The sequence below is a fragment of the Romboutsia sp. genome (genome assembly GCF_051659545.1).
Taxonomy (GTDB): Bacteria; Bacillota; Clostridia; order Peptostreptococcales; family Peptostreptococcaceae; genus JBOFOR01.
In genome coordinates, this window is sequence record NZ_JBOFOR010000040.1 from 1 (window position 1) to 15409 (window position 15409).

A 15409-nucleotide genomic window follows, 5' to 3' on the forward strand; every position below is an offset into this window, starting at 1 on the left:
CTATTATTTTATCTCCCCATACTGAAGAAGTATCTTGTAATGCCATTAAAGCAGATCCTTGGATTATTGGAGTGTCATCGCCAGGGAATTCGTACATATTTAATAAGTCTCTTACTTCCATTTCAACTAACTCTAATAACTCTTCATCATCTACTACATCACATTTGTTTAAGAATACCACTATGTAAGGTACCCCAACCTGTCTAGATAATAATATATGCTCTCTTGTTTGAGGCATTGGACCATCTGTAGCTGAACATACTAATATAGCACCATCCATTTGAGCAGCACCTGTTATCATGTTCTTTACGTAGTCAGCATGTCCTGGACAGTCAACGTGAGCGTAATGTCTGTTTGGAGTTTCATATTCAACGTGAGCAGTAGAGATAGTTATACCTCTTTCTCTTTCTTCTGGAGCTTTATCTATATTAGCGAAGTCTACTGCTTCTCCTAATTGATATCTGTCGAATAATGTTTTTGTTATTGCAGCTGTTAATGTAGTTTTACCGTGGTCAACGTGTCCTATAGTTCCTATATTAACGTGTGGTTTATTTCTTTCAAATTTAGCTTTAGCCATTTTGAAATACCTCCCTGTATATTTTTATGTAAGGCGAGGATAACCTCACCTTACTTTAAGTTTAATTTATTTTAATAATTATTATTAATTATTATTTTCCTTCAGCTATTTTCTTAGCAACAGAAGCCGGAACTTGTGCATAATGGTCAAATATCATTGTATAAGTTGCACGACCTTGAGTAGATGATCTTAACTCAGTAGAGTATCCAAACATTTCTGAAAGTGGAACGAATGCATTTATAATTTGTGCACCAGATCTAGCTTCCATACCTTGTATTAAACCTCTCTTAGAGTTTAATCCACCCATAACGTCTCCCATGTAATCTTCAGGAGTAACAACTTCTACTTTGAAGTATGGCTCAAGTAATATCGAATTACCTTTTCTTAGAGCTTCCTTCATCGCCATTGAACCAGCCATTTTGAATGCCATTTCTGATGAATCGACATCATGGTAAGAACCATCATATAATTCAACAGCAACGTCAACAACTGGGAATCCTGCAACTACACCAGATGCCATAGCACCTTGGATACCTGTGTCAGTCGGTCCAACATACTCTTTAGGTACAGATCCACCAACAGTCTTGTTTTCGAATTTGTAACCACCACCTGGTTCTTGAGGGTTAACTCTTATCTTAACATGACCGTATTGTCCTCTACCACCTGATTGCTTAGAGTACTTGTACTCTATATCAACTGGTTGAGTTATAGTTTCTCTGTAAGCAACTTGCGGAGCACCAACATTTGCTTCAACTTTGAATTCTCTTAATAATCTATCAACTATTATCTCTAAGTGTAATTCACCCATACCAGATATTATAGTTTGTCCTGTTTCTTCATCAGTTCTAACTCTGAAAGTTGGATCTTCTTCAACTAACTTTTGAAGAGCTACACCCATCTTTTCTTGAGCAGCTTTTGATTTTGGTTCTATAGCAACAGATATAACTGGCTCAGGGAATTCCATTGTTTCAAGTATTATTGGATGCGCTTGATCACATAATGTATCTCCAGTAGTAGTTTCTTTTAATCCTACTGCTGCAGCTATATCCCCTGCATATACTTCTGTTATTTCTTCTCTAGTATTAGCATGCATTTGTAGTATACGTCCTAATCTTTCTCTCTTGTTTTTAGTAGAGTTAAGAACGTAAGATCCACTTGATATTACTCCAGAGTAAACTCTGAAGAATGCTAACTTCCCAACGAATGGGTCAGTCATTATTTTGAATGCTAAAGCTGAGAATGGTTCTTCATCGCAAGAATGTCTTTCTGCTTCTTCACCATCTTCTAATACACCTTTTATAGCAGCTATATCAGTTGGAGCTGGTAAGTAATCGACAACACCATCTAATAAGAACTGAACACCTTTATTCTTATAAGCTGAACCACAGAATACCGGGTTGATTTCACAAGCTATAGTAGCTTTTCTTAATGCAACCTTTATTTCTTCTGTTGTAAATGATTCACCTTCAAGATACTTCATCATTAACTCTTCATCAGTTTCAGCAACAGCTTCTACAAGCTTTTCTCTCCACTCATTAGCTAATTCTTTCATATCTTCCGGTATTTCAGTTGTTACTATTTCTACTCCTAAATCATCCTTGTATATGTGAGCACACATATTTACAAGGTCAACTTCACCTTCTAACCAATCTTCTTTACCTATTGGTAATTGTACTGGCACAGCGTTAGCAGCTAATCTATCTTTCATCATTTGAACAACGTTGTAGAAGTCCGCACCCATGATATCCATCTTGTTTACGAAAGCCATTCTAGGCACTCCATAGTTATCAGCTTGTCTCCATACATTTTCAGATTGAGGTTCAACTCCACCTTTTGCACAGAATACAGCAACTGCACCATCAAGTACTCTTAGAGATCTTTCAACTTCAACTGTAAAGTCAACGTGACCCGGAGTATCTATTACGTTTATTCTATGTTCTTTCCAAGTAGCAGTAGTAGCAGCAGAAGTAATTGTTATACCTCTCTCCTTCTCTTGCTCCATCCAGTCCATTTGAGAAGCTCCTTCATGAGTTTCTCCTATCTTATGAGTTTGCCCTGTATAGAATAGGATTCTCTCTGTAGTAGTAGTTTTTCCTGCATCTATATGAGCCATGATTCCTATATTTCTAGTTTTTTCTAAAGGAAACTTTCTAGCCATGGTTCTCCTCCTTACGATATCCCTCTAAGGTATCTCTCTATATATCCTACAATTAGAATCTGTAGTGAGCAAATGCTTTATTAGCTTCTGCCATTTTGTGAGTATCTTCTTTCTTCTTAACTGTAGCTCCTGTGTTGTTAGCTGCATCCATTATTTCTTTTGCTAGCTTTTCAACCATTCCTTTTTCTCCACGAGCTCTAGTGTAGTTTACTAACCATCTTAAACCTAAAGTTTGTCTTCTTTCAGGTCTAACTTCTATTGGCACTTGGTAGTTAGCTCCACCGACTCTTCTTGCCTTTACTTCTAAAACAGGCATTATGTTATCCATAGCTTTCTCGAAAACTTCTAAAGCATTTTCACCAGTTTTTTCAGCTATTAAAGCGAAAGCATCATATACTATTGTTTGAGACTTCCCTTTTTTTCCATCTAACATTAAACCGTTTATTAATTTAGTAACTACCTTACTTCCGTACATTGGATCAGCTAGCACTTCTCTCTTTGGAACATTACCTTTTCTTGGCATTTTGCTTCCCTCCTTAATTATTTAATCTTAAATCATAGGTACTCGACATCAATCAAATGCCGTGATGCCATAAATATCTATATATATTTAAAGCACCGCACTATAATCAATTGTTAGTTTTTACTTCTTTGCAGCTTTAGGTCTCTTAGCACCGTACTTAGATCTAGATTGCATTCTCTTATCAACACCTGCTGTATCTAATGTACCTCTTAATATGTGGTATCTAACCCCTGGAAGGTCTTTAACTCTTCCTCCTCTTATAAGAACAACACTATGCTCTTGTAAGTTGTGTCCTTCTCCTGGTATATAAGCAGAAACTTCTATACCATTAGTTAATCTAACTCTCGCAACTTTTCTTAAAGCCGAGTTAGGTTTCTTAGGAGTAACTGTTTTTACTGAAGTACAAACCCCTCTTTTTTGTGGAGCACTTGAATCAGTAGCTTTCTTGTGTAAAGAATTGTAACCCTTTTGTAGTGCTGGAGCAGTAGATTTCTTTTCTATCGCTTGTCTGTTTTTACGAACTAATTGGTTAATTGTTGGCATCATCTGCACCTCCTTTTCCAAATTTTCGATCTTAATGATCGCCAACTACATCAGTATTTGCATATACTGATTGTCTTTTTTTGTAACTTCTGTTACTTTACAATTAAATGTCTATTAACACACATTTCATGTGGTTTTAGCGCTTTGCAGTTTGGTGCCTGCTAGTTCTATTTATTAAAAGTACATCTAAAAGTCACTAAGAACTTTTAATGTTCTTAGCAGACTTTCATTTGCACACTTTTACATTTTATCACCAGAGCTAATTACTGTCAAGATTTCTTTGCATCTCTTTAGCTTTTACTCTTCTATTTTTTCTACAGCTATGTTTCTATATCTCTTCATACCTGTTCCTGCTGGTATTAACTTACCTATTATAACATTTTCTTTAAGACCTATCAAATGGTCTTCTTTCCCTTTTATAGCAGCTTCTGTTAATACTCTTGTTGTTTCTTGGAATGAAGCAGCTGATAAGAATGATTCTGTTGCAAGAGAAGCTTTAGTTATACCAAGTAATGTTCTCTTGGCAACCGCAGGTCTTAAACCTTGAGCTACAGCTTCTTCATTACATTTAGTGAACGTTAGTACATCTTCATATCCACCTGGTAATAAATCTGTATCTCCTGGATCTTCAACCTTAACTTTAGATAGCATTTGTCTTACTATAACTTCCATATGCTTATCGTTAACGTCAACCCCTTGCATTCTATACACTCTTTGAACTTCTTTAACTATATATTCTTGAACCCCACCAATACCTTTTACTCTTACAATATCATGAGGATTTAAAGAACCTTGTGTTAAAGGATCTCCAGCTTCTACCATTTGACCATTTTTAACTCTTAATCTTGAACCGTATGGTATTGCATAGATTTCAGTTTCACCTGTTTCTGGTACTATAGCTATTTCTTTCTTCTTACCAGTTTCATCTAATTCAACTCTACCCGTTATTTCAGTTATTAAAGCTAAACCTTTTGGCTTTCTAGCCTCAAATAGTTCCTCAACCCTTGGAAGACCTTGTGTTATATCTCCTCCGGCAACCCCACCTGTATGGAATGTACGCATCGTAAGCTGTGTACCCGGTTCACCGATAGATTGAGCAGCTATTATACCAATAGCCTCACCTATATTAACTTCTTTACCTGTAGCTAAGTTTCTTCCATAACACTTAGAACAAACTCCATGGTTTGTATTACAATTAAGAACAGTTCTTATTCTAACTTTGTCCATACCTGCATTTATGATTTGTTCTGCATCATCTTCCTGTATCATAGCATCAGCATCAACTAGAACTTCTCCAGTATTAGGATTTACTATAGCCTCTATAGTGTATCTTCCTACTATTCTGTCATATAATTCTTCTATGATTTCATTTCCATCTCTAATTGCAAAGATTTCTGTTGTATCTACCGTTCCACAATCAACATCTCTTACAATAACATCTTGACTGACATCAACAAGTCTTCTTGTTAAATAACCTGAATCGGCAGTACGTAGTGCTGTATCGGCAAGACCTTTTCTAGCACCATGTGAAGATGTGAAGTATTCCATTACTGTTAAACCTTCACGGAAGTTAGATTTAACTGGCACTTCAACTGTTTTACCAGATGCATTAGCCATCAGACCACGCATACCAGCTAACTGTCTTATCTGATTTTTAGAACCTCTGGCTCCAGAGTGAGCCATTATATATATGTTGTTTAATCTATCTAGACCTTCCATAAGAGCATCTGTAACTTTTTCAGTAGTTTCTGTCCAAGTTTCTATAACTCTTTCTTCTCTCTCTTCGTTAGAAATTAAACCTCTTCTATATGCTTTTTCATATTTATCAACTTTTTCTTCAGCAGCAGTTATATAACCTTTTTTAGCTTCAGGTATTTTCATATCTGCAACCGCAACTGTTATACCACCTCTTGTAGAGTACTTGAATCCTAATGCTTTTATGTGATCAAGTAATACTGCAGTGTCAGTATTTCCATGCTTTCTAAAGCATTTGTCTATTATTTTACCTAGAGCTTTTTTGTCCACTAAGAAGTCTATTTCTAACCCAAACGGATCTTGCTCTCTGTCAACAAACCCTAAATTTTGAGGTATATTTTCATTGAATATGAATCTACCTACTGTACTTTCAACTAACGAACTTCTTCCATCTTTAAGAACAACTTTCATTTTTACTAATGAGTGAAGTTGAACAGCTTCATTATGGTACGCAAGTAATAATTCATTAAAATCTTTGAATATTATACCAGTTCCTTTTTCTCCACCTTGAGCTTCAATCGTCAAGTAGTAACACCCTAAAACCATATCCTGAGAAGGAGTAGTTATCGGAGTACCATCTTTAGGAGCAAGTATGTTATTTACAGATAACATTAAGAATCTTGCTTCAGCTTGAGCTTCAACTGATAAAGGAACGTGAACCGCCATCTGGTCACCATCAAAATCGGCATTGTATGCAGTACACACAAGCGGGTGAAGCTTTATAGCTTTACCTTCGACTAATATTGGTTCAAATGCCTGTATACCTAATCTATGAAGAGTAGGAGCACGGTTTAATAATACCGGATGACTCTTTATAACATCTTCAAGAACATCCCATACTTCTGGTTTAACTTTTTCTACTATAGATTTAGCACTCTTTATATTATGTGCGTATCCTTCTTTAACTAATTTATCCATAACAAATGGCTTGAATAATTCAAGTGCCATTTTCTTAGGAAGACCACATTGATAGAATTTAAGTTCTGGTCCAACAACTATAACTGAACGCCCTGAGTAGTCAACACGCTTACCAAGTAAGTTTTGACGGAAACGTCCTTGCTTCCCTTTTAACATATCTGATAAAGACTTAAGCGGTCTATTACCAGGTCCTGTTACAGGTCTACCTCTTCTACCATTATCTATTAAAGCATCTACAGCTTCTTGAAGCATTCTCTTTTCATTTCTTACGATTATGTCAGGTGCTCCAAGCTCTAATAATCTCTTTAATCTGTTATTTCTGTTTATAACTCTTCTATATAAGTCATTTAAGTCAGAAGTTGCAAATCTTCCCCCATCTAATTGTACCATCGGTCTTAAATCTGGAGGTATTACCGGTATAGCATCTACTATCATCCACTCTGGCTTATTTCCAGACTTTTTGAAAGCTTCTACCACTTCTAATCTTCTTATAGTTCTAACTCTTTTTTGGCCTGTACTTTCTTTAAGATCAACTCTTAGCTCTTTACTTTCTTTTTCCAGGTCTATATTTTGTAATAATTGTTTAACAGCTTCCGCTCCCATACCTACTGTAAATGTATCATATCCATACTTTTCAACAGCAGTTCTGTACTCTTTTTCTGTTAATAATTGCTTTTCATTTAACCCAGTTTCTCCTGAATTAATTACTACATATGAAGCAAAGTATAGTATTTTTTCTAAAGATCTAGGTGACATGTCAAGTAGAAGTCCCATTCTACTTGGTATACCTTTGAAGTACCATATATGAGACATAGGAGCCGCTAGCTCTATATGTCCCATTCTCTCTCTTCTTACCTTTGCTTTAGTAACTTCCACTCCACATCTATCACAAACTACACCTTTATATCTTACTCTTCTGTATTTACCACAGTGACATTCCCAGTCTTTTTGAGGTCCAAATATTCTTTCGCAGAATAGACCATCCTTTTCTGGTTTTAATGTACGGTAATTTATTGTTTCTGGTTTTTTTACTTCTCCTCTAGACCATTGTCTTATCTTCTCCGGAGAAGCTAATGCTATCTTTATCGACTCGAAATTGTTTAATTCAAACAAGGAGTTCTCTCCCTTCTATTTGATATTTACACTAATAAAAAATTTATACATCAAAATCTTCGTCCTCGTAGTTCAATTCTTCGTAAACTACATCATCCTCGAAATCTGTGTTATCTGTATTATCTGTTTCTACTTCAACGCCACCTTCAAAATCATCTGATTCTTCAATTTCGTCTATTTCTTCTATTATATGATTTTCTTCCAGTTCTTTTACATTGTCTATAATATCCAGTTCAAATTCACCAGTTGTATCATCTATTTCAAGAGATTCTCTTACTTCTATTTCTTGATCTTCTTCTGTTAATACTTTTACATCTAAGCATAAACTTTGAAGTTCTTTTATAAGAACTTTAAATGATTCAGGTATTCCTGGTTCTGGGATATTTTCTCCTTTAACTATAGCTTCGTACGCTCTAACACGTCCTACAACATCATCTGATTTAACAGTCAGTATTTCTTGAAGTATGTGAGCAGCTCCATATGCTTCTAGAGCCCAAACCTCCATCTCTCCGAATCTCTGTCCACCAAACTGCGCTTTACCACCTAATGGTTGCTGAGTTACTAAAGAGTATGGTCCAGTACTTCTTGCATGTAACTTATCATCAACTAAGTGATGTAGTTTTAACATGTACATGTAACCTACAGTTATTCTATTATCAAATGTATCTCCTGTTCTACCATCATATAAATTCAATTTACCATCTTCTGGATATCCAGCATTAACTAGAGCTTTTCTTATATCATGCTCTTTTGCACCATCAAATACTGATGTAGCAACGTGCCATCCTAAAGTCTTAGCTGCAAGTCCTAAATGAACTTCTAGCACCTGACCGATATTCATACGAGATGGTATACCTTGTGGATTAAGAACTATGTCAATCGGAGTTCCATCTTCCATGAATGGCATATCTTCTTCAGGTAATATTCTCGAGATAACCCCTTTATTACCATGACGACCCGCCATCTTATCTCCAACTGTTATCTTTCTCTTCTTAGCTATATAACATCTAACTAATTCATTAACTCCTGGAGATAAATCATCTCCATTTTCTCTAGTGAACACTTTAACATCAACTATTATACCAGATTCTCCATGAGGAACCTTTAATGAAGTATCTCTAACTTCTCTAGCTTTTTCTCCGAATATCGCACGAAGTAATCTTTCTTCAGCAGTAAGTTCAGTTTCACCCTTTGGAGTTACTTTACCAACTAATATATCTCCTGAATCCACTTCAGCACCTATTCTTATTATACCTCTGTCATCTAAGTTCTTTGTAGCACTTTCTCCAACATTAGGTATATCTCTAGTTATTTCCTCTGGTCCTAACTTAGTATCTCTAGCTTCAGATTCATATTCTTCTATATGGATTGTTGATAATCTATCTTCTTTAACTAATCTTTCATTTATTAAGATAGCATCCTCGTAGTTGTAACCTTCCCATGTCATGAATGCTATAAAGCAGTTTTTTCCTAATGCTACTTCTCCAAGATCAGTAGAAGGACCATCAGCTATAACATCACCTTTTTCTATATGGTCACCTTTGCTTATAATTGGTGTTTGGTTTATACAAGTACCTTGGTTTGAACGTTTAAACTTAAGTAAGTTATATCTGTCCCTATTTCCATCTTCTCTTTTTATTATTATTTCATCTGCCGTTACCCTTTCAGCTGTACCCGCATTATTAGCAACTACAACTGCACCTGAATCTTTAGCCGCTCTATATTCCACTCCTGTACCTATCATTGGTGCTTCTCTTCTAACTAGAGGAACTGCCTGACGTTGCATGTTTGATCCCATTAGAGCTCTATTGGCATCGTCATTTTCTAAGAAAGGTATCATAGCTGTCGCTATAGAAACAACTTGTTTTGGAGATATATCCATGTAATCAACATTATGAGTCGCTACCAATTCAACAGCACCATTCTTAGTTCTACAAACTACTCTGTTGTTTACAAACTTACCATCATCTTCTAATGGCTCATTTGCTTGGGCTCTTATGAATAAATCTTCTTCATCTGCTGTTACGTAATGAATTTCTTCTGTAACTCTTCCATTTTCCTTATCAACTTTTCTATAAGGAGATTCTATGAAACCAAACTCATTTATTTTAGCATAAGTACTTAATGAGTTTATAAGACCTATATTTGGCCCTTCTGGAGTCTCTATCGGACACATTCTACCATAGTGAGAATGATGAACGTCACGCACTTCGAATCCAGCTCTTTCTCTTGAAAGCCCACCTGGCCCTAATGCAGATAATCTTCTCTTATGAGTTAATTCAGATAATGGATTTGTTTGATCCATGAACTGAGATAACTGTGAACTACCAAAGAATTCTTTTATAGCTGCAGAAACAGGTCTTATGTTAACTAAGGCTTGAGGAGTTATAGCTTCCATATCTTGAACAGTCATTCTTTCTTTTATAACTCTTTCCATTCTTGAAAGACCTATTCTTACTTGGTTTTGTAATAACTCACCAACTGATCTTATTCTTCTGTTTCCTAAATGGTCTATATCATCTATATTCCCAATTCTATGGAATATATTGAATTGATAGTTTATTGAAGCTATTATATCATCTAATAATATGTGCTTTGGTATAAGCTCTTTTATTCTAGATTTTATAGCTTCCTTTATTTCTTCTTCGTCACTATATTCTTCCATTATTTCTTTTAATGTCGGATAGTGAACTTTTTCTTTTATTCCTAATTCATCTATGTCAAAATCTATATGAGACTTAATGTCCACGAAATTATTCCCTATAACTTTAACGGTTTTTTCGTCGTCTACTAATAAGCTAACTACATTTATCCCTGCATTTTGTATGTCTTTAGCTAACTCATAACTCATCTTATCACCAGCTTTAACAAACACTTCCCCTGTTTCAGGATTTATTATATCTTCAGCTGATATCTTGTTCATTATTCTATAACATAAAGCGAGCTTCTTGTTAAACTTATATCTACCTACTTTAGCTAAATCATATCTTTTAGCATCAAAGAATAATGCATTTAATAACGATGATGCACTCTCTACTGTAGGTGGCTCACCTGGTCTTAATTTTTTGTATATTTCTATAAGACCTTCTTCCACTGTTTTTGTATTGTCTTTTTCTAGTGTTGCAGCTAATCTTTCATCTTCTCCTAAAAGTTCAATGATTTCTGCATCCGTTCCTACTCCTAAAGCTCTAAGTAAAACCGTAACAGGTTGCTTTCTTGTTCTATCTACCCTTACTGATATAATATCATTAGAATCTGTTTCGTATTCTAACCAAGCTCCTCTGTTTGGTATAACAGTAGATGATATTAATCTCTTTCCTGTTTTATCTCTTTCTTGATCATAGTAAACTCCAGGAGATCTAACTAACTGACTTACTATAACTCTCTCTGCACCGTTGATTATAAAAGTACCTTTTTCAGTCATTAGTGGGAAGTCACCCATAAATACTTCTTGTTCTTTTATTTCTCCAGTTTCCTTGTTTATAAGTCTTACTTTAACTTTTAGAGGTGCACAATATGTAGCATCTCTATCCTTACATTCTTCTATGTCATATTTAGGTTTATTGTCTAAAGAATAATCAACAAATTCTAATATAAGATTACCTGTATAATCTTCTATTGGAGAAATGTCTTCAAAAACTTCCTTTAACCCTTCTTCTATAAACCACTTATAAGAATCTACTTGTAGTTCTATAAGATTTGGTACATCAGCTATTTCTTTTATCTTAGAAAAGCTCATTCTAGTTCTTTTACCTATCGTGACAGGATGTGGCATTCACTTCTCACCTCTCAATAATTAAAAATAAAACCATAGTTCATTCTAACGCATCTAATAATTTTATCATAATATCATCTTTTTTTCAATATGTAACTTACTCTTTGTTTTATTTAGTTATCGTCACAAAATATGCATTATTTATTATGCACAATATTCCAAACTAAAATTCCATTTTTTTTACATATTTTTTTAATTTAATAATTTTCCATAAAAAAAAGAAGTTTGTACTTCTTTTAGTATAAAAATCCATTTGTAATACAATTTCCATACATGTAAAAAAGATGTCCTAAAGGACATCTTTTTTTTAAAAAGAAATTACTTAACTTCTACTGAAGCACCAGCAGCTTCTAACTTTTCTTTCATTTGGTCAGCTTCTTCTTTAGAAACTCCCTCTTTTATAGCCTTAGGAGCATTGTCAACTACTTCTTTAGCTTCTTTTAATCCTAATCCAGTTATTTCTCTAACAGCTTTTATAACTCCAACTTTTGAAGCTCCAGCGTTGTTTAATACTACATCAAACTCAGTCTTTTCTTCAGCAGCAGCAGCACCAGCACCAGCCATCATAACTGGAGCTGAAGCAGATACTCCAAATTTCTCTTCTGCAGCTTTAACTAATTCATTTAATTCTAAAACTTTCATGTTTTCTATAGCTTCTAATATTTGTTCTATTGTCATTTTTAGCACCTCCGAATTTTTTTCATTAATTTTTAATTTAATTAAGTTATTTAAATAACTTTATCTAACTTTTCTAAATTGACAATTAAGCCTCTTGACCTTCTTGTTTCTTAACTAACGCATCTATTAAGTATGCGAAGTTTGATACTGGAGCCTTTAAGCTTCCAAGTAACTTAGCAAGAAGAACTTCTCTTGATGGTATATTAGCGAACTCAACTATTTGAGCTTCGTTGTAGAATTCTCCTTCTACTATTCCCATCTTTAATTGCATTTTTGGATGAGTATCCATAAATTCTTTTAATATTCTAGCTGGAGCAACAGGATCTTCGTATCCGAATGCTATCGCATTAGTTCCAACTAATAACTCATCGTTAAATTGAGTTATTCCAACTTCTTGAGCTGCTCTTCTTACTAAAGTATTTTTGTATACCTTGTATTCAACACCAGCTTCTCTCATTTTCTTTCTTAATTCAGTTACTTCTTCAACTGTTAATCCCTTGTAGTCAACTACAACAGCAGCACAAGATTTTTGTAACTTTTCAACTATTTCAGAAACAACTCCTGATTTAAGTTCTATAGCTTTTCTCATCTAATTGTGCACCTCCTCACCTAATTTAGGTTTAGTATTCGCCGCAATATCATTTAAAAAAGCTTTTGAGGTCAAAAGTGGACAACAAAAGCTTTAGTAATTTCAATTTATCTAAAACCTCGGTAGGGATTTTAAGCCTTACGGCACCTACTGTCTACGGCAAATCTATTCTTTTTTATATGAACAATTGTTATATTAACATTTTTATTTATTTATGTCAACAATTTTTATTATTCTGCTATTCTAGCTGGGTTTATCTTAACTCCAGGTCCCATAGTAGAAGTAACTGTTACACTTTTTAAATATTGTCCTTTAGCTGCAGATGGCTTAGCTTTTACTATAGCATCCATTAATGCAGCAAAGTTTTCAGTTAATTTTTCAGCACCAAATGATACTTTTCCTACTGGAACGTGTATTATGTTAGTTTTGTCTAATCTGTATTCTACTTTACCAGCTTTTATTTCATCTATAGCTCTAGTTACATCAAATGTAACTGTTCCTGATTTAGGGTTTGGCATTAAACCTTTAGGACCTAATACTCTACCTAATCTACCAACTACACCCATCATATCTGGAGTAGCAACAACTACATCAAAATCAAACCAGTTTTCACCTTGTATTTTTTTAACTAAGTCTTCAGCTCCTACAAAGTCAGCTCCAGCTTGTTCAGCTTCTTTAGCTTTTTCACCTTTAGCAAAAACTAAAACTTTTTTAGTTTTACCAGTTCCGTGTGGTAATACAACAGCACCTCTTACTTGTTGGTCAGCATGTCTTGAGTCAACACCTAACTTAACGTGTGCTTCTACAGTCTCATCAAACTTAGCAGTAGCAACTTCTACAACTACTCCTAAAGCTTCTGTAGCATCATATAATCTAGTTCTATCAACTTTACTTAAAGCTTCTACGTATTTCTTTCCTTTTTTAGCCATTTTCATGTCCTCCTTGTGGTATTTTTCGGTCTTTCAACCTCCCACTTCTATACGAAGTGTCTAACTTTTATTAAAAATTAGTCTTCTACAACGATACCCATACTTCTTGCAGTACCAGCGATCATGCTCATTGCAGTTTCTACTGATGCAGCATTTAAGTCAGGCATTTTCAATTCAGCTATTTTTCTTATTTCATCAGAAGATAATTTAGCAACTTTCTTCTTATTTGGTTCTCCAGACGCAGAGTCTAAACCAGCAGCTTTCTTTAATAATACTGCAGCCGGTGGAGTTTTTGTTATAAACGAGAATGATCTATCTTGATATACAGTTATAACAACTGGTATTATCATTCCAGCTTGATCTGCAGTCTTAGCATTGAATTCTTTTGTGAATCCCATTATGTTAACACCGTGTTGTCCTAATGCTGGTCCAACTGGTGGAGCCGGTGTAGCTTTACCTGCAGGTATTTGTAACTTTATTTGACCTATAACTTTTTTAGCCATTTGCGGACCTCCTTGTTTCTTTTCTATATTTTAAATATAGTAATTAAATTTTTTGTATTCCATCAAACTCTACAATAAATAGAGTTTTCTTGCCAAATGCGTCTATGCACACTTTTACTTCTTTGCTTTCCAAGTTAATTTCTTCAACTGTACCTACTTGACCACCAAACGGACCTCTCGAAACTTCTACAGTTTCCCCTATTTCTAGGTCGATAGTTCCATTTGCCACTTTAGGTTCAGTTAAGCCTATGCCCATAGTTTTAACTTCTTCATCACTTAATGCTACTGGTTTAGAACCTGGTCCAACAAACCCAGTAACCCCCTTAGTATTTCTTACAACATACCAAGATTCATCTGTGATTATCATTTTAACTAAGACATAACTTGGAAATACTTTACGTTGTCTAGTCTTTTCTTTTCCTGTTTTAGTAGTTTCAACTACTTCTTCAGTAGGAACAACTACTTGTGTTATATAGTTTTCCATACTTCTTGTTTTTACTGCTTTTTCTATAGTAGCTTTAACTTTATTCTCATGTCCTGAATAGGTATGTACAACATACCATTTTGGTTCTTGTATCTCTGACATATCGTTTTCTCCTTTTTATTTTAGTATAAGACCTAGTGTACCAGATAATACACTATCTAAAACCCATACTAATATAGTAGACGAAATAACTACAGTTAAAACCACGCCTGTGTTTTTTAATAATTCATTTTTTGTAGGCCACGAAACTCTTTGTAATTCATATTTCGTTTCCCTAACATATGAAACCAAACTAAATCTTTTCTTAGTTTTTACACCTTGATTTGCTTGAGCAGACACCTTAACTCACATCCTTATAAAAAACTATTTTGTTTCTTTATGAGTAGTATGCTTTTTGCAGAATCTACAGTATTTTTGTAATTCTATTCTGTCTGGGTTATTTTTCTTGTTCTTAGTAGTGTTGTAGTTTCTTTGCTTACACTCTGTACACGCTAAAGTTACTTTAACTCTCATCTGCTACACCTCCAACTTTGTTTATACTTAATATATATATATTGATATAGTACCTTAATCTAGTGTTAATGTACTATTACCTTCCTAAATCATTACCTTGTATAAGTTATCACAAAATAATATTCATGTCAATGTTTTTGTATTTCTCAAGTTAAAAAAAGAGGAGCTATAACCCCTCTCTTTTTTTATAATAATTCTGTATAAGAGATTACTCTACTATAGAAGCAACAACACCTGATGCTACTGTTCTTCCACCTTCTCTTATTGCGAATCTTAATCCTTCTTCAACTGCTATAGAGTTTATTAACTCTACTGACATTGTTACGTTATCTCCTGGCATAACCATTTCTA

The 15409-nt window shown here is 34.5% G+C and carries 13 protein-coding genes, 1 pseudogene and 1 other annotated feature; all 14 genes and pseudogenes read right to left on the bottom strand.

Annotated elements, in window-relative coordinates:
- The coding region (locus tag ACRC03_RS02240) for a GTP-binding protein (protein ID WP_438650925.1) at positions 1 to 577 on the bottom strand (577 nt) is incomplete at its 3' end.
- Between the two features lie 91 nt (positions 578 to 668).
- Positions 669 to 2735: an elongation factor G gene (fusA, locus tag ACRC03_RS02245; RefSeq protein ID WP_438650926.1), complete on the bottom strand. Its 2067-nt coding sequence runs from the start codon at positions 2733 to 2735 to the stop codon at positions 669 to 671.
- 52 nt (positions 2736 to 2787) lie between these two features.
- On the bottom strand, positions 2788 to 3258 hold the full coding sequence (gene rpsG / locus ACRC03_RS02250) for a 30S ribosomal protein S7 (RefSeq protein WP_438650927.1): 471 nt from the start codon (positions 3256 to 3258) through the stop codon (positions 2788 to 2790).
- A gap of 120 nt (positions 3259 to 3378) precedes the next feature.
- Positions 3379 to 3801, bottom strand: coding sequence for a 30S ribosomal protein S12 (gene rpsL / locus ACRC03_RS02255; protein ID WP_438650936.1), 423 nt, complete (start codon positions 3799 to 3801; stop codon positions 3379 to 3381).
- A 297-nt stretch (positions 3802 to 4098) separates the two neighbouring features.
- Positions 4099 to 7587: a DNA-directed RNA polymerase subunit beta' gene (gene rpoC, locus ACRC03_RS02260; protein ID WP_438650928.1), complete on the bottom strand. Its 3489-nt coding sequence runs from the start codon at positions 7585 to 7587 to the stop codon at positions 4099 to 4101.
- A gap of 43 nt (positions 7588 to 7630) precedes the next feature.
- Positions 7631 to 11362, bottom strand: a complete 3732-nt coding sequence (rpoB, locus tag ACRC03_RS02265) for a DNA-directed RNA polymerase subunit beta (RefSeq protein ID WP_438650929.1) — start codon at positions 11360 to 11362, stop codon at positions 7631 to 7633.
- Between the two features lie 318 nt (positions 11363 to 11680).
- On the bottom strand, positions 11681 to 12040 hold the full coding sequence (gene rplL, locus ACRC03_RS02270) for a 50S ribosomal protein L7/L12 (protein WP_438650930.1): 360 nt from the start codon (positions 12038 to 12040) through the stop codon (positions 11681 to 11683).
- 85 nt (positions 12041 to 12125) lie between these two features.
- Entirely contained in the window at positions 12126 to 12629 is a 504-nt protein-coding gene (rplJ, locus tag ACRC03_RS02275; RefSeq protein ID WP_438650931.1) for a 50S ribosomal protein L10, read from the bottom strand.
- Positions 12630 to 12675: 46 nt separating this feature from the next.
- Positions 12676 to 12807 (bottom strand) — a sequence feature (ribosomal protein L10 leader region).
- A 52-nt stretch (positions 12808 to 12859) separates the two neighbouring features.
- A complete protein-coding gene (rplA, locus tag ACRC03_RS02280; protein WP_438650932.1) occupies positions 12860 to 13558 on the bottom strand; it encodes a 50S ribosomal protein L1 in 699 nt (232 codons plus the stop codon).
- Positions 13559 to 13635: 77 nt separating this feature from the next.
- On the bottom strand, positions 13636 to 14061 hold the full coding sequence (gene rplK / locus ACRC03_RS02285) for a 50S ribosomal protein L11 (RefSeq protein ID WP_438650933.1): 426 nt from the start codon (positions 14059 to 14061) through the stop codon (positions 13636 to 13638).
- Positions 14062 to 14104: 43 nt separating this feature from the next.
- Entirely contained in the window at positions 14105 to 14647 is a 543-nt protein-coding gene (nusG, locus tag ACRC03_RS02290) for a transcription termination/antitermination protein NusG (protein ID WP_438650934.1), read from the bottom strand.
- A gap of 15 nt (positions 14648 to 14662) precedes the next feature.
- The gene (gene secE, locus ACRC03_RS02295) at positions 14663 to 14884 is read right to left on the bottom strand and encodes a preprotein translocase subunit SecE (RefSeq protein WP_438650935.1); all 222 of its coding nucleotides are present in this window, start codon (positions 14882 to 14884) and stop codon (positions 14663 to 14665) included.
- Positions 14885 to 14908: 24 nt separating this feature from the next.
- Complete coding sequence (rpmG, locus tag ACRC03_RS02300) at positions 14909 to 15058, bottom strand: 50S ribosomal protein L33 (RefSeq protein ID WP_003421192.1); 150 nt, start codon at positions 15056 to 15058, stop codon at positions 14909 to 14911.
- Positions 15059 to 15266: 208 nt separating this feature from the next.
- Positions 15267 to 15409, bottom strand: a pseudogene (tuf, locus tag ACRC03_RS02305) (elongation factor Tu); the annotation flags it as partial.